Annotated in this window: 17 protein-coding genes; 7 read left to right on the top strand and 10 right to left on the bottom strand. The window is 58.9% G+C overall.

Annotated elements, in window-relative coordinates; translation table 11 throughout:
* The 5 genes from JDEN_RS02385 to JDEN_RS02365 all read right to left on the bottom strand — a co-directional run bounded on the left by JDEN_RS02385 (position 1) and on the right by JDEN_RS02365 (position 4703).
* Positions 1-684 (bottom strand): ABC transporter ATP-binding protein, encoded by a 684-nt coding sequence (locus tag JDEN_RS02385; protein ID WP_015770772.1) that lies wholly within the window; start codon positions 682-684, stop codon positions 1-3.
* Complete coding sequence (locus JDEN_RS02380; protein WP_015770771.1) at positions 681-2096, bottom strand: peptidoglycan-binding domain-containing protein; 1416 nt, start codon at positions 2094-2096, stop codon at positions 681-683. Before JDEN_RS02380 ends, JDEN_RS02385 begins: the two co-directional genes overlap by 4 nt.
* Positions 2093-3052 carry a hypothetical protein gene (locus JDEN_RS02375; protein WP_015770770.1) on the bottom strand — a complete coding sequence of 320 codons (960 nt, stop codon included), beginning with the start codon at positions 3050-3052 and terminating at the stop codon, positions 2093-2095. Before JDEN_RS02375 ends, JDEN_RS02380 begins: the two co-directional genes overlap by 4 nt.
* Positions 3053-3102: 50 nt before the next feature.
* Positions 3103-3591 (bottom strand): peptidase inhibitor family I36 protein, encoded by a 489-nt coding sequence (locus JDEN_RS02370; RefSeq protein WP_015770769.1) that lies wholly within the window; start codon positions 3589-3591, stop codon positions 3103-3105.
* A 185-nt stretch (positions 3592-3776) separates the two neighbouring features.
* Positions 3777-4703, bottom strand: coding sequence for a hypothetical protein (locus JDEN_RS02365; protein ID WP_041287788.1), 927 nt, complete (start codon positions 4701-4703; stop codon positions 3777-3779).
* A gap of 195 nt (positions 4704-4898) precedes the next feature.
* Here JDEN_RS02365 and JDEN_RS02360 point away from each other — a divergent pair, with 195 nt between their 5' ends.
* Both JDEN_RS02360 and JDEN_RS02355 read left to right on the top strand, forming a co-directional pair.
* Positions 4899-5558, top strand: coding sequence for an SDR family oxidoreductase (locus JDEN_RS02360; protein ID WP_041287787.1), 660 nt, complete (start codon positions 4899-4901; stop codon positions 5556-5558).
* A gap of 104 nt (positions 5559-5662) precedes the next feature.
* Positions 5663-6118, top strand: a complete 456-nt coding sequence (locus tag JDEN_RS02355) for a tRNA (cytidine(34)-2'-O)-methyltransferase (protein WP_041288072.1) — start codon at positions 5663-5665, stop codon at positions 6116-6118.
* A 125-nt stretch (positions 6119-6243) separates the two neighbouring features.
* Here the strand turns inward: JDEN_RS02355 and JDEN_RS02350 are convergent, their stop codons facing one another.
* Positions 6244-9201 carry a glycoside hydrolase family 3 N-terminal domain-containing protein gene (locus tag JDEN_RS02350; RefSeq protein WP_015770765.1) on the bottom strand — a complete coding sequence of 986 codons (2958 nt, stop codon included), beginning with the start codon at positions 9199-9201 and terminating at the stop codon, positions 6244-6246.
* A 474-nt stretch (positions 9202-9675) separates the two neighbouring features.
* Here JDEN_RS02350 and JDEN_RS02345 point away from each other — a divergent pair, with 474 nt between their 5' ends.
* Together JDEN_RS02345 and JDEN_RS02340 are read left to right on the top strand one after the other, a co-directional pair.
* Entirely contained in the window at positions 9676-12069 is a 2394-nt protein-coding gene (locus JDEN_RS02345; protein ID WP_015770764.1) for a glycoside hydrolase family 3 N-terminal domain-containing protein, read from the top strand.
* Between the two features lie 123 nt (positions 12070-12192).
* The gene (locus tag JDEN_RS02340) at positions 12193-12630 is read left to right on the top strand and encodes a hypothetical protein (protein WP_015770763.1); all 438 of its coding nucleotides are present in this window, start codon (positions 12193-12195) and stop codon (positions 12628-12630) included.
* 80 nt (positions 12631-12710) lie between these two features.
* Here the strand turns inward: JDEN_RS02340 and JDEN_RS02335 are convergent, their stop codons facing one another.
* From JDEN_RS02335 to xylA, 4 genes are all read right to left on the bottom strand, one after another.
* On the bottom strand, positions 12711-14045 hold the full coding sequence (locus tag JDEN_RS02335) for a sensor histidine kinase (RefSeq protein ID WP_015770762.1): 1335 nt from the start codon (positions 14043-14045) through the stop codon (positions 12711-12713).
* On the bottom strand, positions 14042-14776 hold the full coding sequence (locus tag JDEN_RS02330) for a LytR/AlgR family response regulator transcription factor (protein WP_015770761.1): 735 nt from the start codon (positions 14774-14776) through the stop codon (positions 14042-14044). Before JDEN_RS02330 ends, JDEN_RS02335 begins: the two co-directional genes overlap by 4 nt.
* Positions 14777-15034: 258 nt before the next feature.
* Positions 15035-16477: a xylulokinase gene (locus tag JDEN_RS02325; protein ID WP_015770760.1), complete on the bottom strand. Its 1443-nt coding sequence runs from the start codon at positions 16475-16477 to the stop codon at positions 15035-15037.
* A gap of 4 nt (positions 16478-16481) precedes the next feature.
* Positions 16482-17660 (bottom strand): xylose isomerase, encoded by a 1179-nt coding sequence (xylA, locus tag JDEN_RS02320; protein ID WP_015770759.1) that lies wholly within the window; start codon positions 17658-17660, stop codon positions 16482-16484.
* Between the two features lie 77 nt (positions 17661-17737).
* Here xylA and JDEN_RS02315 point away from each other — a divergent pair, with 77 nt between their 5' ends.
* From JDEN_RS02315 to JDEN_RS13340, 3 genes are all read left to right on the top strand, one after another.
* Entirely contained in the window at positions 17738-18970 is a 1233-nt protein-coding gene (locus tag JDEN_RS02315; RefSeq protein ID WP_015770758.1) for an ROK family protein, read from the top strand.
* Positions 18963-20663, top strand: coding sequence for a DUF2207 domain-containing protein (locus JDEN_RS02310; protein WP_015770757.1), 1701 nt, complete (start codon positions 18963-18965; stop codon positions 20661-20663). Before JDEN_RS02315 ends, JDEN_RS02310 begins: the two co-directional genes overlap by 8 nt.
* 157 nt (positions 20664-20820) lie before the next feature.
* Positions 20821-21867: an aldo/keto reductase gene (locus JDEN_RS13340; protein ID WP_015770756.1), complete on the top strand. Its 1047-nt coding sequence runs from the start codon at positions 20821-20823 to the stop codon at positions 21865-21867.
* Positions 21868-22487 lie beyond the last annotated feature (620 nt).

The following is a 22487-nucleotide window of genomic DNA, read 5'->3' as shown; positions in this document are numbered from 1 at the left end:
TTAGCTCCTGGGTGGGGTGTTGGTGAGGACCCCGTCGTCGATGTAGACGTTGCGGTGTGACCAGGCTGCTGTGCGATCGGAGTGGGTGATGACGACGATGGCGATGCCGGCTGCGGAGAAGTCGTCGAGGAGCGTGAGGATGAGGTCGGTGTTGCGGGCGTCAAGGTTCCCGGTGGGTTCGTCTGCTAGGACGATTTGTGGTTTGTTGACGATGGCGCGGGCGATGGCGAGCCGTTGTTTTTCGCCGCCGGAGAGGTTCCTTGCGTGGGAGTGTGTTCGGTGGGTGAGTCCGACTTTGTCGAGGGCTTCGTCGATGAGACGGGTTCGGGTGGTTGTGGGGGTGCGGGCGATGGACAGTTTCAGGTCGATGTTTTCCCTGGTCGTTCGGTGTCCGAGGATGTGGAATTGTTGGAAGACGAATCCGATTGCTTGGGACCGTAGGTGGTCTTTGGTGCGTGCTGGCATGCTCGCGGTTTCTTCGCCAAGGACGGTGTAACTTCCGCTGGTGGGTGCGTCGAGGAGGCCGAGCAGGTTGAGGAGGGTGGATTTGCCGGCTCCGGATGGGCCGTAGATCGCGAGTTTTTCTCCGGGTTCGACGCGGAGGGTTGCATCGCGGAGGGCGTGGATGGGTGGGTTGCCGGGGAAGGTGCGTGACAGGTGGGTGGCGTTGATGACGGCAGTCACTGGCCGCCACCTAGGACGACAATGTCTCCGTCGTTGAGGTCGGCTCCGGTGATGTCGACCCACCCGTCTTGTTGTTGGCCTGGGGTGACGTTGATGCGGGTGTGGTCATCTGGGTTTGCTGCGTCACGGGGGTGGGTGACGGTGAGTACATAGGTTCCGTTGCTGTCTTGCCTGATGGCCAGGAGTGGGACGGCGAGCGCTGTGGTTGCTGTTGTGGTGGTGTGTGACGCGGTGATGGTGACTCCGTCGTTGTCGGAGAATTCGGTGGCGTTGTCAGCGGGGACGGTCACTACGTAGTCGTAGCCGGGTGGGATGTTGTTGTCTGGTTCGCCTTCTTTGAATTCGGACAGGTTGGTCAGTGTTCCTTCGGCGTGGACGTGGGTGTTGGTTTGCACGGTCACCGTGACGGTGTCGCCTTCGGTGAAGCCTTCTGCTTCGAGGACTGAGAGTCTGCCGGTGACGGTGGTTCCTTGGGATCGTAGGTGGAGTGAGTCAGGTGATTCGCTGAGTTGTGTTCCAACCGGTGGTGTTTTGATGACGTCGACGCTTTTCGCGGGGATCGCGATGATTGCGAAGCGTGGAAGTGGGGTGTCCGCGGCTCGTTTCGCGGCGGCCAGGGCTGTGGTCAGGGCCGCTTGAGGGCGTTCGGTGTGTACGGTGTTTGTGCCGTCTTCGGTGGTGGTTGAGTCGCCGCTGGGTGGGGTGGGCCTCTCACTGGTGGCAGCGTTGAGTTCTTGTTGAGCTGCGGTGACTGCGTCGAGGAGGTCTGCCGATGCGCTGGGGGGTGTTGCCCCTGAGCTGCGGTAGAGTTCACGCACCGCTGCGGCCATACCTGGCCCGTAGTCTCCGTCGATTGCACCGTGGTAGTGCCCGAGGCGGGCGAGTTCTTGTTGGAGTGCTTTGACGTCGTGCCCTGAGTCGCCTGGGGCAAGATCGCGGTAGAGCGGGAATGGGATGGATAAGACGAACACGGGGTGTCCGGCGATGGAGAGGACGGGGCGGCCGCTTGCGATGGTTGTCCCGGCTTTGGCGATGCGTTCGGTGACGATGGGGGTGTCCCCGTTGGGTAACGCAAACTCTGGCAGGGTGATGGTTCTGCCTTTACGGATGGTCCCGGTGCCACTCGCAATGTCGGGCACAAAGTCGTGCATGGTGGCGGTTGCGGTTGCTTGGATAACAACGTGGGAGTTTTCTTGTGCTTGGTCTAGTGGGGTTCGCACAAGGAACCCGGCGAGGTATCCGACACCCAGTGCGAGGAGGGTCCCCAGAACCCACACAACCATCCACCGGTGTGGCAACGCCACCCTTGACTGGGGTGGGGATGCTGACGCATCGGCGGGGTCAGTGCCCTGCGTTGAGGACAAGCTGTTGGGTGTGTGCAGGATCTGGGTGTCCCACTCGGGTTGTGTCATGGTCCTGTGAGGGCAGGTTTCTGTGAGTGCTGCGTGAGCGTGGCAATGTCGGCGGCGTGGGCTTTCATGTAGTCATCGATCGCGGCGAGACTTTCCTCGACTGAGGCACGCATCGCGACGAGTTCTGCCTCGTATTTCGCTGCGACGGGAGCTTGGAATGAGGCTTCAATGTCGGACAGACGCTTGATGAGGTTGGTTTCGTCTTTGCAGTGAACGTCTGCGATGGCGGCGCGAATGGACTCTTCGTCAGCATCGATGTAAGACACGTTGGCGATGGCGAACTCGTTGTCGATCTCTTCTACAACAAACCCTTCGGCTTCGACGCATTGCCGCCATTGGTTTTCGGCTTCTTGCGCTTCCGGGGTGTTTTTCATGAGGAGGTAGGACAGGTCACGCATCTCTAACACTTCAGGGGGTGCTTGACTTTCGGGCGTGTAGGCGATGATTTCGAGGTCTTCACCGTTGGATCCGCAGCGGTCTTCTGCTGTGTCGTATTCCTCGTTGTTGATGTCCTCAGAGTATTGCGTTGCCCACGCCACCTCATACTCTCGTACTTGTTGGCCAAGAGGATCGGGAACATCTGCGTACCCGTATTGTTCCGCGTATCGCATCACCCAGCGACCGTAGCGTTGTGTTTCACTCCGGTCACGGTCTTCGCTGTTTGTTGGTACCCAAAACGCTGGGTAGCCTGCCTTCTGCATACATCGCGCCATGGACAGTACTGCGGCACTGTTCGCTGCAGAAAGTTCGTTTTTGTCCATGAAGTACTGTTCAAGGGGGAGGGTGATCTCCCCGGTTTCCCTGTCAAGTTCCGCTGATGCGCCCTGGTCTCGCGTATAGTCAGCGGGATTGAGCTCCTCAACGCTCGCAGTGTCTTTCGGTTCCACAGCCGGAGACTGCGGTGAACAAGCGACAACGACCATGAGGATCGCCGTGACAGCCACTATCTTTTTCATGTGAACCTCTCATTGGGCGGTAGCAAGGTTCGCTACCACCCAGCATTTCCTTAGTTGAACCAGTTGTGACGACTCAGCTTATTGTCGAAGTTCAAGGATTTGTGACCGGGGTAGCCCTGGTAACCAGCACCATTCGCCAGATTTGGGTCACGGACTTGCTGCCCGTAAGTCACCGTCCCGGTCTTCTTGGCGTTCACAGGATTGGTTAGGTCAAAATACCAGCCTTTGCAGGTGGCGTTGACACAAGCATGAATATTGGAAATTCTTCCGTTGTTAAAGACCGAGCTTGCGCGATTCTCCATTCCACCGATCACCCCTCCGTAGTTTGAGTAGGGTTCAAGATCCTTTGCCGAAAACATCTTGTCACCGGTGTAGTTCACTTTTGACCACAGGCAGTAATACCCCTTCGGGCATTCTGTGTAGGCGGCGCTCGCTGGTGCGGGCACGCCACATATCGCAAGCAAAGCAGCACCAAGTAATATAAATGCTTTACGTATATTGTCTCTTTCACGGTTTAATCGCCGAACCTTTCGGTTCATTGATCTATACGTTTAGATCTATACGTTTAGCGTGTTATCCGAGGTAAGCGTGCCTCATGAATCTACACCAGGGTGACCACACAGCGCAAGCCTGTGACCTGCGACGAAATCTTTCCAGATGGAAAGTTTTCCTCTCGCAAGACAACACCTTGGAGGTAACTCAGTGCACAAACCACCCCCACGGGCTATGGAACTGAGAGTGTTTTCTTCTTTTCGGCGATGGCTGCAATGTCTTTGGCAGCTGCGGCGAGTTCTGCTTCGTACCGCGTAACGTAGGGACCTTCATAGGCGGCGGCTTGGTCCAGGATGCGTTGCATGTAGTTCACTTGGGTGCGGCAGCGCACATCAATCACAGCAACACGGATGTTCTCCTCACTGAGCGTGTTGACATCGACACCCTCGATCCACCCGCCTCCGGTGTACTCGTCCACCACGGCGAGCCCCTGGTTTTCCACACAGGCTGCCCACTCGTGGTGGACCTGCGTGAAGGTGTGTGTTGACTCGGCGTATGTCACTGATTCTGCCCACGCGGTGCGTAGTTCCGCGGGTAGCGTGGCAAGAACATCGGATTCTCGGCCCACCTGTTCGAGGTACTGAGCAGAACAGTCGGCCCGCGCGTCGAGCCACCCGTCAGCTTCTGATTGGGCGTTCACTGGTTGGACGGGATCATAGGTTCTACTCCCGTCACCACCTGGACCGGGCGGTCCGACGTATCCCCATTCGACGACGTTCTCTTCAACCCACGGGCCAAAGTAATACCATTCGGCTGTTCGCTGCTCGCGACCAGGTTCAACGATGTGGGGGTAACCTGCCTCGGTGAGGCACTGGGCGACGTAGGCGTCAGATCCTTGACCGTCAACCTCAATCCCCTCCCCCGGCAACCCTAAGGCCACGGTGATGGGAAGCCGAACGATGCCGGTTGACGGATCAACCTCAGCTGTGTAGCTGTCATCGAGTTCCGGAGCAGGCGCACTGCTCTCAGGTTGTGCGCGCCCGCCTGGCGAGGAAGGTTGCGATGGGGAACACGCACTGACTGCAATGAGTAGCACCGCTGCCGCAAGTGGCCCCCATGACACAAACGCCCGGTATTTTTTCATATGATCCAACTCCACCTGTCATCTCATGTTGCTCTATTGTTGCTACTGATGATGACAATACCCAAGCTTGCCACCCTTTGACATGCATCTTCACAACCTCCCCACCGTCTAGTCGCTAGACGGATCACCGAGACAGAGGTGCCGTTGGCGGACTTTTCGCGGTGAGCTGACGAGCGCGCAGGGTTGTGGGAGCGCTGTTACGGTCGAGCAATGAGCACTATTGCGGTGGTGGGCGGCCACGGAAAAATCGCCATGCTTCTTCATCCGATTCTTGTTGCTGCCGGGCACCAACCAGTTGCGTTGGCGCGCAGTGAAGAGTACCGATCCGACCTGGATCGGGTGGGCGCCCAGTTGCGTCTGTTAGATATTGAGAACAGTCAGGTTGAGGACTATGTGGCAGCTTTCGCTGGGTGCGATGCGGTGGTGTTTGCTGCTGGTGGTGGTCCTGATGGGAACAAGGACCGTAAGAAGACCGTCGACCTTGGCGGGTCGCTCGCTTCCATTGACGCCGCTCAACGGGCAGGTGTGCGGCGTTTTGTACAAATCTCGGCGATGGGTGTTGATGAACCACTTCCTGAGGACACCGGCGATGTGTGGGCTGCCTACGTTGAGGCGAAGCGTGACGCCGACACAGCGTTGCGTGACAGTGGATTGCAGTGGACGATCATTCGCCCCGGTGCGCTCACGGATGAGGCCGCAACGGGCGCAGTGACGGTGGGGGACACAGTTGATCGTGGGGAGATCACTCGCGCGGACGTCGCTGCTCTTGTTGCTGCTGCTCTTGCCACAGATTCAACGATTGGCACCCAGTGGGAGGCAATTAATGGGGACACCCCCATTGGCGATGCTGTGCGCGGAATCTCCGCGTAGTGGCACCTGACAGCACGGTTGGGCGGGATAATGGTGGGGTGAGTGAACATCCTTACCAACGCACCCCTGTTTCTGTTGCGCCGGCTGCTTCTGGTGTACCGCATCTGGTGTATCACGAGCCCCGGATCCCGGGGAATACGGGGAGTGCCATCCGGTTGGCGGCTGTGACTGGTGCCCGACTGCATGTGGTGGAACCGTTGGGTTTTGATTTGTCCGAGGCGAAGGTGAAGCGTGCCGGGTTGGATTACCACGATCTGGCGGTGATGGACATTCACCCATCATTTGATGCTCTCGTGGATTTGTACCCCGATTCACGGGTTTTTGCGTTTACAACTCGTGCAACGGTTCCATTTACGGAGGTCACGTACTCGCCTACGGACCTGTTGGTGTTTGGTCCCGAACCAACCGGGCTTGACGATGCGGTTCTCAACCATCCCCGGATCACCGGTGAGGTGCGTATCCCTATGCTTCCTGGGTTGCGATCCTTGAACTTGACGAATTCGGCGTCGATCGCCGTGTATGAGGCCTGGCGGCAAAACGGGTTTCGCGAAGGGGTGTAACACTCAGGGCGAAACAACCGGTGGGAGTGTGGTTGTTCACCACACTCCCACCGGTTTTGTCATTGCCTACCGACCAACTGATGCGTGCAGCAGGTCAGTGACCGCCGCCCACACCAGAGGGGGGACTAGCTTGTCGTCTTGGCCGTTGCTGAGTGGCGACGCACTCGACGGATCACAAAGAACGCTCCAGCCACAATGAGTGCGCCCAGTGCAACAGACGCCCCGATCTGGATGTAACGCCAGGTGGGAGGCGTGTACGACACGGTTGCTCCCGGTGCGAATCCGTTCATGGCGTTGGAGTTCGCCACGGTGTACAAAATGTTGTGGGTCGCGGTGCGGATGTTCTGCTGCGCGAATGCTGAACTTGTGTCATCAAAGGACTTTGATGGCGCGAACGTCAACGTGAGGTCGGTTCCGGCAGCGATTCCCTGGTTCGGGTTCATGTACCGGTAGAGGTTGAAGTCCGAGATCGCGAACCCGTTGAATCCCCATTCCTCACGGAGCACTGTGGTCATCAAGGCGTGTGAACCACCAGCCCAGGTGGACCCAATACGGTTGAAGGAACTCATCACTGCGGTGGCACCCACCGTGGTTTCTTCGATGGTTCCGTTGTCGTCGGCAATGTAGGGAACGGGCATGCTGATGTTTTTGACAGCCATCTCAAACGGTTTGAGGTAGATCTCGCGGATCGTTTGCTCATTCGCCCAGGTGGCGATCCCGTTGTTGACACGGTTGTCTTCCTGGTCGTTGAGGGCAAAGTGCTTCAACGTGGTGTAGAGCCCCTTGGTTGCTGCACCATTTGATGCGGCAGTGGCCATGACACCTGACAAGAACGGGTCTTCGGAGTAGTACTCGAAGTTTCGGCCCGCGAACGGTGAACGGTGCAAGTTCATGGCTGGTGCGTACCACCCAGACACGTCCTTGAACAGTGCCTCGTGACCGAGCATCTCTCCCATCGCTTGCGCGAGTTCAGGGTTCCAGGTTTGTGCCACCAGGTACTCAGAGGGGTATGCCACACCATTAATGGATGCGTTAATGAAGGAGGAGAAACCAGCTGGCCCATCAAGTTCGGTGGTCAGTGGCTTCGCAATCGACACGATCGCACCCGTTTGGTATGCACCATTGAGTAGCATTTCTGTCATCTCATCAATGGTGAGGGAGTCCAGCAGTTCATCCCATGCCGGGTCGCCGTAGTCTAGTCCGCGCATATCCACAAGGGTCAGGTCACTGTCAGCCCCGGTGGTGGGTGCATCCACGTCAGCGCCTTGAGCTGCGGCCTCCGCATCATAGGGCGCAAACCCTGCTGCCACCTCGTCAGACGCAACAAGCAACTCACCATCAGGCGCACTGGGGAACGTTCCCGCGAAGTCCGCACGCGACATGTTACGAATCTTGCCCGGCTCATCGCCGTCAGTGAACTGAGCGGACACATCGTCAAACTGGTTTGTCACAGCAGCCTCATCGTGCGAGCGTGCCGTGTCACCGGAGTACACAACCGTCTCATCAACGGTGTAGGTGATGGGATCAATGCCCTGAGCAACAGTGTGCGAATCAGTGCGGACACTGAGCACGTAATCACCAGCGTCAAGGACCCAGGCTTTGTTCGTCTCGTAGTCGTACGAGGCCATGTCTTCAACAGCGAGGGTGATCGTGACAGTCTGTGACTGTCCAGGCTCAATAAGGTCCGTCTTTGCGAACCCACCAAGCACAACCTCAGCCTTTTCAATGCCACCAGGCGTGTACGGTGCGGTGTAGTAGAGCTCAACAACGTCACGACCAGCAACGTCACCCGTGTTTGTCACCGTCACATCGACACTGACATCACCATCAACGTCACCGGTGTCTACCTGACCAAGTTCCCAAGCAAAATCCGTGAACGACAGGCCATACCCAAAGGGGTACACCACGGCGTCGTCATAGTTAATGAACCCTTCGGCAGCTGCCGTCTCGTAGTAGCGGTACCCAAAGTAGATGCCCTCCTGGTAGTTCACAAACGGAGCATCTGACGTCACAGTCGCATTCGAGGCTACAGCCTCCAGTGCGGACGCGGGGTAGGACACCTCAAGGTTGGAGTACAAGAAGTTTCCAAAGTTCACAAACGTTGGGTCTGCGGTGAAGTCGCTCGCCCACACATCCACCGTGCGACCAGAAGGGTTGATCTCACCAGCAAGCACACCACCCAACGCGTCAAAACCGGTAGCCCCAGGTGACCCAACAAGCAACACCGAGTCAACACCCGAATTGTCCTGAACGGGGCCCAACTCCATCGACGTTGACACGTTCACCACAACAACAACGGTGTCAAACTCGGCAGTGGCCAACGCAAGGAGATCCTTCTCATCCTTGTTCAACTCCAACTGGTGCTGCCCATCAGTGTAGTTGTCGTCCCAGCCCTGCATGTCACGGGCCAAGTCACCACCCTCACCACCAGGGCGACCAATGAACACCACAGCGGCATCATCATAGTCAGCAAAAGAACCAGACAGTGCCTCATACTCCGACACCGGCAACTCGCCAATGTTGTACGACGACTGGTCTGGCAAATCCATTTCAATGTGGCCACGAGGGTTCTCCGCCGCAAACGCAGCAATCGACTCATACACCGAGTCATTGACCTCAAAACCGGCGTTGAGCAACCCCTGACGCGCATCAACCGCATCCGAGGTGTCCACAGAACCCGACCCGGACCCGCCAAACACAGGGTCAGCAGCCGCACGGCCCAACATCGTCACCTTGGAACCCGCAGCAAGAGGAAGAGCCTGGTTCTCATGCTTGGCAAGAACAATGCCCTCACCCGCGATCTCAGCAACAAGATCCTTCGCCGCAGCATTGACTGCATCAACGGACTCAAACTCAGAGGTGTAATACTCGGTGTCCCACCCCTGCGCTTCCTCAGGGCTGTTCACCGTATATGTGCCGCCACCTAACTGCGACTCCACCCACTTCGAACCAATGTTGAGGGCAACATTGGCCACAATGACCAGGATCGCCAGGATCGCAAGAACCGGGACCCACAGCGCCAAAAACTTCTTATTCGACATGGCAACACGGGCGCCATCGCCCTTTCGCGTTCGAGAAGACAACCGAGCACTCCTTTGAGCTTGGCAACCACACGGGCTACCGGACAAGACGTACTAAGGAACGCCACACCATCGTGGATGCACCGCCCCAACAGATACCCCCACACTAAGTTCCCTCCCCCACTGCTCAACCACCTGCACCACAAACTGTCGGTTTCACTGCACACCCTGCACACCGCAAAGCACCGGCGAGCAACCACCCCACCAGCCGCCAAAAATCACGGTTTGATTACGCCTCCACACTCTGCCAACGGATCGTGCACAAAAAGCGCCAGAACATGCACGACCGCCAGCCCCACCCCACCAGCCTGTCTAGCGTGACCAGTGAGCGACAGTTCGCCGACACGTGCGCACGACGCAGAACCAGCATCAACAATGACGTTCTCGCGGGGTTATCAATCCATCGGCAAACACGCGCAGAAAACAAGACAGACAACGAAAGTCTGTACCCAACCACAAGCTGATATGGGGAATTTCATGAGGAACTCACCCGTCAAGGGCGGACTAGCACTCGCAGGATCGTTGGCGATCCTGCTCGCAAGCTGCTCATCAACACCAGCGGAGAATGACGCGACGGCACAGGGGCCAAGCACCTACTCCACCCGCGAAGTCACCGACGGTACAACAACATTCACCGTCGTCGACAACCCCAACGGCGGGAAGACACTGTCCATGGCAAAAGACTCAGCCTTTGGACTGATCGAAGAAACCGACGGCGACGTCACCTACGCCTTTAAAGACATGAACGGCAACGACACCCTCGACACGTGGGAAGACTGGCGTCTGCCCGCCGAAGAGCGCGCCGCCGACCTCGCCCCGCAACTGTCGATCGACCAAGTCTCCGGACTCATGTTGTTCTCCGGGCACGAACGAGCCCCAGGTGACGGACTCACCGACGCCCAAAAGGAATACCTCGCCGACTCCTACCTCCGCAACGTCCTGTACGCCGGCGGTAACGAGATCGAACCAGTTGTTCTATGGACAAACTCCATGCAGGCCTATGTCGAAACGCTTGCCAACGACGACACCCCGTACATTCCGGTGAACTTCTCCACCGACCCACGAAGTGACGCCAAAGACTCCTACGCTGGTGCATCCGGTGGAGTTTCCCAGTGGCCTGCGCTCCTTGGCCTGGCAGCGACATTCGACGCAGACACAGTCCGCGAATTTGGTGACATCGTCTCCACCGAATACCGTGCCATGGGTCTTGCCAACGGGCTCAGCCCTCAAATCGACCTCGCCACCGACCCACGCTGGTCACGCATCACTGGCACCCTTGGTGAAGACGCAGACATGGCCGCAGAAATGGCCAAAGCCTACGTTGAAGGGTTCCAAGGAACCTTCGACGACGAAGGCAACAACACCGGTTGGGGTGAAGAATCCGTCAGCACCGTCATCAAGCACTTCCCCGGTGACGGAACCGGTGAAGGCGGACGTGAAGCACACACTGACTCCGGGAAATACGCGGTCCTGCCCGGAGGTAACTCTGCCGGTCAGCTCAAGCCCTTCACCGAAGCACTTGCCTCCGGTGGGCTCATGACCTCCTACTCGATCATCCTCGACAAGGACGGAAACCCCGCCTACGGGAACGCCATGGGCTCCGCCTACGACAAAGCACGCGTGGACATCCTGCGCGAAGACAACAACTACGACGGCGTCATCGTCACTGACTGGGGTGTCACCTCGGGTGGGAAAACCGACCCAGATGCCTTCATCGGAACCTCATGGGGCGCCGAAGAACTCACAGTCGAAGAACGCCACTTCGAAATCCTCAAAGCAGGTGTCGACCAGTTCGGTGGAAACAACAACATCGAACCCGTGCGCGCAGCCTACGACATGTGGACAAAGGCACACGAGGCGGGCGACCTTGAGGTTGATGCAGACACCCGTTGGGCAGAAACCGGCCGTCGTGTCCTTACCAACATCTTCAACGTAGGACTGTACGAAAACCCCTACCAAGACCTTGACGTGTCCCTTGAGGTCATTGGAAACGACGAGTTCATTACTGCCGGGCAAGACGCACAGCACGCATCGATCATCTCACTGAAGAACGCTGACGGCACCATGACCTGCAACGCAGACGCCGCGAACTACAAGGACATGACCGTCTACATCCCACGGTCCTACGACACCGGTCACACTGGACTCTTTGGACCCGGTGAATACAGCGAAGGCCCCACCATTGATGTGGAAACCGCTGAACAGTACTTTGGAACCGTCATCACGGACGAAGCAGAAACCAACGACGACGAAAAAGTCACCAGCTACACCGCACCCGACCTCAGCGACGTTGACCTCGTTTTGGTGGGAATGAACAACCCAGACAACGGTGGCACCTTCACCTCAGCTGGGATGGACATCGAAACCCGCGAGTTCTACCCACTGTCCCTCCAATACCGCCCTTACACCGCTGACGGTGACAACGTCCGCCGCCAGTCCCTTGGGCAAGACACCCTGGACAACGGGAAGAAAGAAAACCGCTCCTACTTCGGAAACACCTCACGGATCTCCAACGAAGCTGACCTTGACGCATTCGAACGTGCCGTCAAAGCAGTGGAAGACTCCGGCAAGGACATCCCCATTGTGACCATGCTGTCCCTCAGCACCGGAGCGGTCATCCCCACAGAGTTCGAAGCGGACTCGGACGCAATCCTCCTCGGCTTCGGGGTCTCTGACGCATCGATGATTGATGTGGCACTTGGCCTGGCAGAACCAGGCGGACGCCTGCCCATCACCTTGCCTAAGGACATGGACACCGTGGAAGCAAGCTTCGAAGACATCGCCGGCGACACCGACCCCTACGTCGACTCCGCCGGAAACAGCTACTCATTCGGTTTTGGTTTGACCTGTGGCGGTCAACCCATCGAGTAGCATCCACCACTGATGGCGGGACCACCCCGCTTGGTGCCCTCCCCGTCACACGACGGGAAGGGCACCTCGTGGGCCCACCACGATGTGTCCCCACGCATCGACAATCACACCAAGGAGAACACCATGAAGAACCGGCTCACCACACTGACCATCACAGCCGCGCTCGCCACCGCAGGAATGTTTGGGGTTGCCGCATGCAGTGACTCGGGGAGCTCCGACGACACCACCACGACACAGAGCACTGATGGTGGTCAAGACGCAGGGGACGCCGCAGAAAGCGAAGCGTTCATTGCGGATCTTGAAGCGGGCGTGAAGATCATCAATGACCAGATCGCTGAGGTGGGTGACATGCCCCAGATTATGCTTGCCTCCGATGTGGATAACCCCACTCAGAAGTACGGCATGTGGGTGATGCCTTACTACCCTTCTGACGCTGTGGAAAAGTACATTTCCACAGTGCAGATTGAGGACGGGTCGTTTGTTGTCACCGCGACGTCTGCTGACACTGGCAAGCAGTGGCAGATGGACCAGGACGGGAACCTCTCCGAAGCCGGCGAGTAATAACTGTCGCGTTTGCACACTCTGCGGGGCTTTCAGCCATGGGCTGGAAGCCCCGTTGTTGTGCGCACGTCAGGTGACCGCTACACGACCGGTGGTCGTGGCACAAGCATGCGCACAGTGAACCAGCCGTCTTCAACATCAATGGTCATGGTGCCTTCGTAAGACTCAACAATGCTGCGCATGTTGGCAAGCCCGTACCCGTGGCGGGTTCGGTCGCGTTTGGTGGTCCGTGGGAGCCCTCGTTCCAGGGTCACGGCAGTGCGGGTGTGGTTTTCCACTTTGATCATGACAAAGTCGAGTCTGCGATACACGGACACTTTGATGTGGCGTTCGTCCGGGTTGTCGATGCGCAGGCTCGCTTCGATGGCGTTGTCCAGTGCGTTTCCAAAGAGGGCTGAGAGGCGCACGAGGTCCATGAAGGCAACAGCTTGCCCGTCGACCACGTTGGTCATGGAGATGTTCTCGCGCAGGCAACGTTCCATTTTTGAGTTGAGGATGACGTCGAGTGTGGGGTTGCCGGTGTCAATTTGTGATTCGTACCCGCGGATGGAGTCTTCCAGTTCGGCCAGGTAGGTGGAGCGCAGTGCAGCGGAGTCTTCTTCCCGGATCGCGGCGACGTAGTGTTTGAGGTCGTGGTGGATGCGGTTGAGTTCTTCGATGTTGCGTTGGGATTGGTAGTACTGCTCTTGTTGGGCTTTGAGGAGCGCTTCGGTTTGGGCGAGGGCCACGGAGTTGCTCACTTGGTTGCGGTAGGCCTGCTGCGTGTAGAGAGCAACGTATCCTGCAAGGTCAACGAGGGTGCGGATGTAGAAAATGTCGGTTGAGGTGCGCCCTGAGAATGGGGTGGACGTGGTGAGGAACGACAAGTTTGACACGAGGAACGTTCCAATGGCGATCGCGGACGCGGTGATGAGGGAGGGCGTGTCGATGCGCAGCGCCCGGTCGCGGGCGAAGGTGCGCCGTTCGGCGTAGCGGGCTGCGCCGAACCCGACCGCGTAGGCGGCCAGGAGCCACACCACCGATGCGGTAAAAGCAGTGGTCCCCAACGCTGGGGATGGGTGTTGGGGAAGGAAGTGGACCCAGATTTGCCATTGCAGTGAGGCAACAAGTTCCGCGAGAACGAAGGCGCGGGCGGTCAGATACCCGGCGGTCGTGGCGGTGGAGTCTGTCGCTGTGTACATGACGGTGAAAATTGTTGTGACAGCGAGCGCCATTCCCAGTGTCCAGAACATCAAGGGCAGTGCCCCAGCGAGAAGTTGGACGCCGATGAGGATGGGCAGGGACCCGAAGGTGATCAGATGCCGTGTGAGGCCGTGCCATCGGGGACGAACGAGGCTGATGTAGACGACGATGGCGGACCATTCGGCAAGTCCGGTGTACCAGCGGGGGATGTCGGGGAGGTCTTGGAGGATCACCCGACTTTCCCACCGAGGTAGTGGGTGAGCCCTTCAAAGAGTCCTTTTTTGCGGGAGCGGGAGATTTTTAGGGGGGCTCCGTTGGACATGATGCAGTCTTCTTTGTCGACGGCGATGACGTGTCGCAGGCTGACGAGGTACCCGGAGTTTGACCGGTAGAAGCTGTGGTCGGTCAGGAGTTCTTCGTAGTCTTTGAGGGTTCCATTAAAGGAAATCGCGTCGTCGACAGTGTGGACGGTGAGACGGTGGCGGCGTGACTCGATGTAGAGGATGTCGGCGACGTCAACCCGGCGCGGGGCGGTGGCTGAACCGACGAGGATGGAGTCGCGCTCAAGGCGTTTGAGCTGTTTCAAGCTGCGGGTGAGTTCAGTGTCGAACGCGAAGTCGGAGACGGGTTTGAGCAGGTAACCCTGGGCTTGGACTGCGTAGCCGCTGGTGGCGTATTGGGCAGTTTTGGTGACGAAGATGAGGATGACGGAGGAGTCGACTTTTCGGATGGAGGCAGCAGCGCGCATGCCATCGATGCCATCCATTTGAATGTCAAGGAAGAGGACGTCGTAGTCGGGTTGGTAGTTGTCAAGGAGTGCGGCACCGTCTTCGAATTCCCGGATCGTGAATTGGGTGGGGTGCTCGGTTTGGTAGTGGTGAAGCATGTCGATGATGCGTTGGCGGTCGCGCGGGTTGTCGTCGACGACTCCGACAGTAACTGCTTTGACGGTGGGGGTGTTCACAGGTCGTCCTCATTCCTGGCCACGGGTGTGGTTGGCCTGTGCCACGTGGTGGCTTCTTTAGGTTAAGACATTGTTCACGGTGTGGGTAGAGGACCAACGCACGGGGAGATTGCGTTTTCATCACAACTGATTCGTATAGGCGACCACCTGGTTGGTCGTGGTGTGGTGGTCGCGCCCCCACCACACGCACCCTTGGACACACACACGGGGTGGCGCATCGCCAACCGGCAATGCACCACCCCGCACACAGTCACCTACCTAAACCAGGTCACGCACCCGTGCATACTGCTCGCGAATGATCGGCTGTTCTTCACCCTCAAACACCTCCGCACCAGCAAGCGGCCACTGTGGCGGAGTGTCCCCACCAAGCAGCGTCCACGCTGCCTGGCGGGCAGCGCCATCAGCAACATACTCACCCGACGCTGGAACCGTCACCGGCAGACCAAAGACCTGCGGAGCGATCGCTCGGGTCGCCGGAGACTGAGCCCCACCACCGATCAGCACCAACCGGCGCACATCAACACCCAACTCCCGCAGAGCATCAACACCGTCAGCCAGCGAACACAGCAACGCTTCCACCGCGGCCCGCGCAATGTTCTGCGGGGTCGTGTTCTCTAGCGTCATACCATGCAGTGTTCCCGTTGCATCCGGACGGTTCGGGGTGCGCTCACCTTCAAAGAACGGCACCAGAACTAGCCCACCAGCCCCCGGAGGCGCTGCCAGCGCCAACTGTGCCAACTCGTCGTAATCCACACCCAGGATGCGGCGTGCTACATCAATGATGCGCGATGCGTTAATCGTGCACACCAACGGGAGGAAATCACCGGTTGCAGACGCAAACCCTGCCACGTTTCCGGTCGCGTCACACACCTGAGTGGACGACACCGCAGTGACCACACCCGAGGTACCCACAGACAACACGATGTCCCCGGCAGCGGCCCCCAACCCGAGCGCGGCCCCTGCATTGTCACCGGCACCAGGACCAACCAACGCACCCCACGGGGTACGACCAGCCGACTCCTGCGGCGCAAGAACCCGTGGCAACGTGATGGCATCGAACGCGCCTTCACCTGCAGCTAACTCAAACAACGTGCGATCATATTCGCCACTAGTGGAGTTAAAGTACGCCGTTCCTGACGCATCAGAACGATCCGTTGCCAACGCACTAAGGTCACGGGCCGCACCAGGTTCACCACCAGCACCAATGATTTGCCACGTCAGCCAGTCATGGGGCAACGCAATCGCAGCAACTTTTGCCATGTTCTCCGGTTCGTGATCACGCATCCACCGCACCTTTGTGGCAGTGAACGAAGCAACCGGAACCACACCAATGTCCTGCGCGTACGCGAGGGCGCCATCACGTCCCGTCAGGGCACCGTAATCAGCGATCAAATCACGCGCTGCACCAGCAGAACGCGTGTCATTCCACAACAGCGCGTCACGAATGACCTCACCATTGTGATCCAAAGCCACCATGCCGTGTTGCTGCCCACCGACGGCAATGGCCTCGACGTCGTCGAGGCCACCAGCGGCAGCTGCCGCTTCTTGGAAGGCCGCCCACCAGTGTGACGGGTGCACTTCCGTGCCATCAGGGTGTTTCGCGGAGCCGGAACGCACAAGCGCCCCGGTCTCCGCGTCACGGATGACGACCTTGCACGATTGAGTTGACGAATCAACTCCAGCGACAAGGCGTTGCGTCATGAGTTCAGCCAATCAGGTGCTTGATCGCAAGCTGGTTGAGGCGCACGAACCCGAAGGAACGCTCCGCTGCTGCATCAGCGTCGAAGTCTTCGAACGCGGATGTGTCAGCAAGAAGGTCAGCCACCGATTCACCTGCAGCAAGGGTGGGTGTTGCCAGCTCAAACAGGCCAGCCTGCTCCATTGCTGCCTTAACCTCAGGGTCCTCACGGTAGGCCTTGGCCTTCGCCGCCAGAAGGTTGTAGGTCTCCATGTTGGCTTTTGCGGAGTCCCACACGCCCTCAACCGCTTCGGTGCGGCTTGGCTTGTAGTCAAAGTGACGTGGGCCGGTGTAGCGGGGAGCGTCTGGGGAGGCAGGGAACCCGTTTTCCACCAAGTCCACGGTGAAGAACGCAGACAACAAGTCTCCGTGACCAAAAACAAGGTCCTGGTCAAACTTGATGGAACGCTGACCGTTGAGGTCGATGTGGAAGAGTTTGTCAGCCCACAGAGCCTGTGCCAGACCGTGAGTGTAGTTGAGGCCAGCCATTTGCTCGTGACCAGTCTCGGGGTTCAAACCAACGATGTCCCCGTGTTCGAGTTCCGCGATGAAGCCGAGTGCGTGACCAACGGTGGGCAAGAAGATGTCCCCGCGAGGTTCGTTGGGCTTAGGCTCAAGGGCGATCTTGATGTCGTAGCCCTTCTCCTTGATGTACCCCGCGATGAGGTCGACACCTTCCTTGTACCGCTCAAGGGCTGCGTGGAGGTCCTTGGCACCGTCGTACTCGGAGCCTTCACGGCCACCCCACATGACGAAGGTTTTGGCGCCCAGTTCTGCGGTCAGGTCCACGTTGCGGAGCACCTTGCGCAGCGCGAAACGGCGCACGGAGCGGTCATTGGATGTGACGCCACCGTCTTTGAAGACGGGGTGGGAGAAGAGGTTGGTGGTCACCATCTCGATGGTGAGACCCGTTTCCTGCGCTGCGTCCTTGACCTCGCCGAGGAGCTTGGCGCGGGTTGCATCATCTGAACCAAAAGGGACGACATCGTCGTCGTGGAAGGTGAAACCCCACGCACCGAGTTCCGCAAGTTTGCGGACGTCGTCGGCTGGGCTGCGAAATGCACGGGTGGCGTCACCGAACTGGTCGCGGCCTTGCCATCCGGTTGTCCACAGACCGAAGGAGTATTTGATGTCCTGCTGCGTCATTGCACTCTCTCCTCACGAGGGTGATGATATTTGTTGTGTGATTAAACTTAACCCCACGCTTCGATAAGGTCAACACCATGACAGTTGTTCATTCCGCCGCCGGCCAACATACATTGCGTGAAAGGAACCTTGCGCTCGTTGCGCAAGAGATCTTTGGCTCCAAAGATCCCCTCTCACGTGCTGCCCTCGCAGTACGCACTGGCCTCACCCGAGCAACCGTGTCCTCCCTCGTTGACCTGCTCGTCGACGCACACATTGTGGCCGAACTTGACCCTGTCTTCTCCCGGAAAGCCGGCCGCCCAGCGGTCCCACTCACCCCAGCACGAGGGACATACTTTGGGATCGGCCTCGAAGTGAACGTGTCCTACCTTGGTGGGGTTATCCATGATTTGACCGGCACTGCCTACCACCGCATCCTCCTCCCGGGTGATTTTCACGGATCCGACCCAGCAACCGTGCTCGAAAAACTCGCTGCAGTCACCACCGAGCTCATCACCACCGCCACCGCATCAGAACTCCGCCCCACCCATTCCACACCGATCATCACCGGCGCGCATCTTGCCCTACCCGGCCTCGTTGACCCCAACAACGCCACACTCCGCATCGCCCCCAACCTCGGCTGGGCTGACCTCGACCCCGTCGACACCACCCCCATCAGTGCGGCCGTCACCGCCGCCACCGGGCAACACACCAACGTGCGCATCGGCAACGAAGCAAACTACGGTGCGCTCGCCGCCAAAGAACAAGCCAACCTCAACACCTTCATCTACGTCTCCGGTGAGGTGGGCATCGGGTCAGCAATCATCCTCGACCACACCCTCTTCCTGGGCCGACGCGGCTGGTCCGGAGAACTCGGCCACGTCACCATTGACCCCACCGGCCCACAATGTTCCTGCGGCTCGCGCGGCTGCCTCGAACAATACGCCGGCCTCGACGCCATGCTCACAGCAGCACAACTCGATACCTCAGCTGGCATCACCGGTCTCGTCACTGCCCTCGAACAAGGAAACCCCCACGCACATGACGCAGTCCAACGAGCCGCCACCGCACTAGGACGAGCCCTGTCGGGATACGCAAACTTACTAGACATTCACATGTTCGTCCTGGGAGGCATCTACGCTGACCTGTACCCTCATATAGTCACAACGGTCACTGAGTCGTTGCGCCACCAGGTCCTGTCTGCACCATGGGCAGACTTCGACATCCTTCCCGGCACCCTCGGATCAGGAGCAGCCATGCTCGGGGCAGCCTACGAAGCTGTGCGCACGGTTTATACCCACCCTTCCCCTTGGATTTCACCTGATGCATAACCACGTGCGCCCCACCCGCATAACCGCCCTCACTTTCCTCATCATGGCGCTCACCACCCTAGCCCTCACCCTGAGCATCCCCCCCTCCGCCGGCCACGCCACCACCGTCAGCGCCGCTGAGGACGACCTCCCCAGCGAAACCCGCCACACCATTGCCATGGACGTGCGCCTCACCGAACAAGGCCAAGTCACTGTCCGCGAAGAACACACCTGGGAGTTCGCATCCACCCCACCACGCACACTGGGGCGCGCACTCGAACGGTTCACCCCGTACACCAACGACGAATGGCGACGCCTGGAATACACCAACTTCCACACAGAATCCGACAGTGTCGACCTCACCCACTCAGTCCTCGATGATGGAAACACCCTGCACGTCACCATCACCCCTGTCGATGCTTCCATCCCCCACACCCTCACACTCACCCTCAGCTACACGGTAGAAGGCACACTCACCTTCGCCCGAACAGGCGACTACCCCGGAGACCACGAATTCTTCTGGCCCGTTCTCACCACAGACCGCTACACCCCCCACGTGTCCGTCACCGTCCACGGGCCACTTGCCCCCACCACCGCCCACTGCGACTTCGTTCCCCCCGACAACTGGGAAGAACTCGCCACCACCGACGACACCACCACAGCTGACCCCGTCAGGTGCACATCGTTAGGACACAACACACCGACACTCACCCTCAGTAACGCGGTGGAAAGCACCACCATGGCCGTTGCCGTCACCTGGCCCCCAGGAACCTACACGCGACTAGGTGTCAACGACATCGATGTGGACCCAACCCCCACCAACGACGACACCGAAGCGCCAGAGTTCGACCCCACCTGGACCGAAAATATCGACCAACAAATCCCCGGGTCCTCCCCCTGGCCGATGATCCTCATCGTCACCGCGATTGCTGGCGGGCTGATCGTCACGCTGATCGCCGCCACCCGGCGCCGACCTGACCAACGATGCGCGCAAGCACCAGCCGGCGACGTCACCTGGGTCGCTGACCACCCCGGTGCCCCCATCACAACAACCTATGACCTGCCCACAGGACCCCGTCGAGCAACTCCACCACCGGGCATCACAGTCGCTGTGGCAGGCGCCCTCATGTCCAAAGAACTGCGTGCCCGTGACGTCACCGGCATGCTCCTCACCCTCGCCCACCGCGGCCACATCCACATGTCAAAGTCCTCTCCTGGGTGGACCTTGACGAGACTTTCACCCAACGACCCTGTCACCACCGCAGAACAAGCCCTCCTGGACGCGTTCTTCGCACACACCGACACAGTGCACCTCACCTCCATCGCGGAACAACTCGCCCCCCAATTCCTTGAAGTCCTGCGAGCCATCGGACAAGACACCGCGGACCTTGGTGTACTTCGACAAGACCTCGACCACGAAGCACTCGCCAAAGCACACCGGAAACAACGCACGCCGCATGGACGGGCATACGCCGAAGCGCTCGCCGGATTTGGGGACTACCTTCGCGACCCGCAACCGCCAACATCACTCACGGGGGCAGGGTTTTATGAGTTCCTGCCCTGGGCCGTGGTCCTCGGTGCTGTCCCCGCATGGGCTGAGGCACATGACACGGCTGATGTCCCCTTTACTGACCCGGAATGGTTCACAACCAACAGCTCAACATTTCGCGAGTTCATTGACGCACTCAACGAACTCGCGCAAACAAGTTTTTAACCGGGAGATGCAAGCACTCTTCTGAGTGTTTGTGACCCACCATGGGGGGGCGCGCTCAGACTCCCCATTGAGCCTGGCGCACTTCGATACTATCGAAGAGTAAGTGGCAGCGATCACAGATCGCATGACAGTTAGATAACAGTTTGGTGGCCAACACATGACGCACTACACCGCTCGCGACAACCGCTACGACTCCATGACCTATCGTCGCACCGGCCGTTCCGGGCTCGACCTTCCCGCGATTTCACTGGGATTGTGGCACAATTTCGGCGACACAACCCCCTTCGAACGGCAACGTGCCATTGTTCGCACCGCGTTCGACCACGGGATCACCCACTTTGACCTCGCCAACAACTATGGCCCCCCATACGGCAGTGCGGAAAGCAACTTTGGGCGCCTCCTCGCCACCGACCTCGCCCCCTACCGTGACGAACTGGTGATCTCCACCAAAGCCGGGTATGACATGTGGCCGGGACCCTACGGTGATGGCGGCTCCCGCAAATACCTCTTGTCTTCCCTCAACCAGTCCCTCACCCGCATGGGACTCGACTATGTGGACATTTTCTACTCTCACCGTCCCGACCCAACCGTCCCTATCGAAGAAACCATGGGTGCGCTTCACAGCGCTGTCACCAGTGGGAAAGCTCTCTACGCAGGGATTTCGAACTACACCCCTGCCCAGACACGCACCGCCTATCAGGTTGCTCAGGAGTTAGGGACGCCTCTGCTCATTCATCAACCGTCGTACTCCATGTTCAACCGGCATATCGAACAGCGTGATGCAGGTTCCACCGAACCTGGAGGAACCGGACAGTCCTTGCTGGAGGTTGTGGACGACCTGGCCATGGGCATGATCGTGTTTTCCCCCTTAGCCCAGGGGTTGCTCACAAACCGGTACCTTGACGGTCACATCCCTGCTGATTCCCGAGCCGCTGTTGGACACTTCCTCACCGCTGAACGGGTCAATGACACCTACCTCGAACGCGCCCGTGGCCTGGCGGCGATCGCAGCGGATCGCGGTCAAAGCCTGGCACAACTCGCGCTCTCGTGGATCCTTCGCGATGCGCGGATTACGTCTGTTCTGGTGGGGGCGTCGAGTCCAGAGCAGTTAACTGACTCGCTTCAGGCGTTGACTGCTCCTGCACTAGAACCTGAGGTGCTCGCGCAGATTGACCAGTTCGCGGTCGACGGAACCGGCCGGTAATCCACTGCCCGGTGCGGGTATGTGCGTCACTCGCGTGCCGCAAAGACGCAAGCGACACACGTGCCCGCACCTTGTGGTACCAGCGTTGATCTGCCCCAAGACCTTTCACATACTCCAAAGCATCATTCCACAACGTATCCACCGTGGCATCCCGCGGTTCGGTGGGTGCAAACACCGCCCGATCAGTGTGGTCAGCGAGGAGCACAACTCCACGCGCGGGGGTGACCCGCTCCAGGTAGCGGGCAGCTTCGCGGCGGGTGTGATCTCGGTGAATCATGATCTTGTGGTCTCGTGCCGCATCAATTAACTCATTCCACGCACCAATCGCCTTGTCGCGCCCCCGCGTCCGCGACCGAGACCGGCGGCGACGGAGTTTCAGCGCCACAATGAGCAGTGGTGGCCCAAGAATCAGTAGCACGGGAATACCCACGGTGGCGACCACCCGAACAATGGCAGCCCAGTTCACCGTGGAACGTTGATCGTCCTCTTCGGTATCAACAATGGGATCTTCAATGTCTGGCTCAGGTGGTGTCACACTGGGCGCAGGGTCAGGAGGCGGCTGAATAGAATCAGGTTGTGGTTCCGGCTCTGACTGGTCCTCAGCCAAATTAGGTGTCTTC

Source organism: Jonesia denitrificans DSM 20603 (assembly GCF_000024065.1).
Taxonomy (GTDB): Bacteria; Actinomycetota; Actinomycetes; order Actinomycetales; family Cellulomonadaceae; genus Jonesia; species Jonesia denitrificans.
This window is presented reverse-complemented; position numbering and strand designations above follow the sequence as displayed.

Excerpts from the sequence above, each read along its gene's own strand:
- JDEN_RS02380 (WP_015770771.1), bottom strand. The coding sequence starts at position 2,096 with ATGACACAACCCGAGTGGGACACCCAGATCCTGCACACACCCAACAGC.
- JDEN_RS02375 (WP_015770770.1), bottom strand. The coding sequence starts at position 3,052 with ATGAAAAAGATAGTGGCTGTCACGGCGATCCTCATGGTCGTTGTCGCT.
- JDEN_RS02370 (WP_015770769.1), bottom strand. The coding sequence starts at position 3,591 with ATGAACCGAAAGGTTCGGCGATTAAACCGTGAAAGAGACAATATACGT.
- JDEN_RS02360 (WP_041287787.1), top strand. The coding sequence starts at position 4,899 with ATGAGCACTATTGCGGTGGTGGGCGGCCACGGAAAAATCGCCATGCTT.
- JDEN_RS02345 (WP_015770764.1), top strand. The coding sequence starts at position 9,676 with ATGAGGAACTCACCCGTCAAGGGCGGACTAGCACTCGCAGGATCGTTG.
- JDEN_RS02340 (WP_015770763.1), top strand. The coding sequence starts at position 12,193 with ATGAAGAACCGGCTCACCACACTGACCATCACAGCCGCGCTCGCCACC.
- JDEN_RS02325 (WP_015770760.1), bottom strand. The coding sequence starts at position 16,477 with ATGACGCAACGCCTTGTCGCTGGAGTTGATTCGTCAACTCAATCGTGC.
- xylA (WP_015770759.1), bottom strand. The coding sequence starts at position 17,660 with ATGACGCAGCAGGACATCAAATACTCCTTCGGTCTGTGGACAACCGGA.
- JDEN_RS02315 (WP_015770758.1), top strand. The coding sequence starts at position 17,738 with ATGACAGTTGTTCATTCCGCCGCCGGCCAACATACATTGCGTGAAAGG.
- JDEN_RS02310 (WP_015770757.1), top strand. The coding sequence starts at position 18,963 with ATGCATAACCACGTGCGCCCCACCCGCATAACCGCCCTCACTTTCCTC.
- JDEN_RS13340 (WP_015770756.1), top strand. The coding sequence starts at position 20,821 with ATGACGCACTACACCGCTCGCGACAACCGCTACGACTCCATGACCTAT.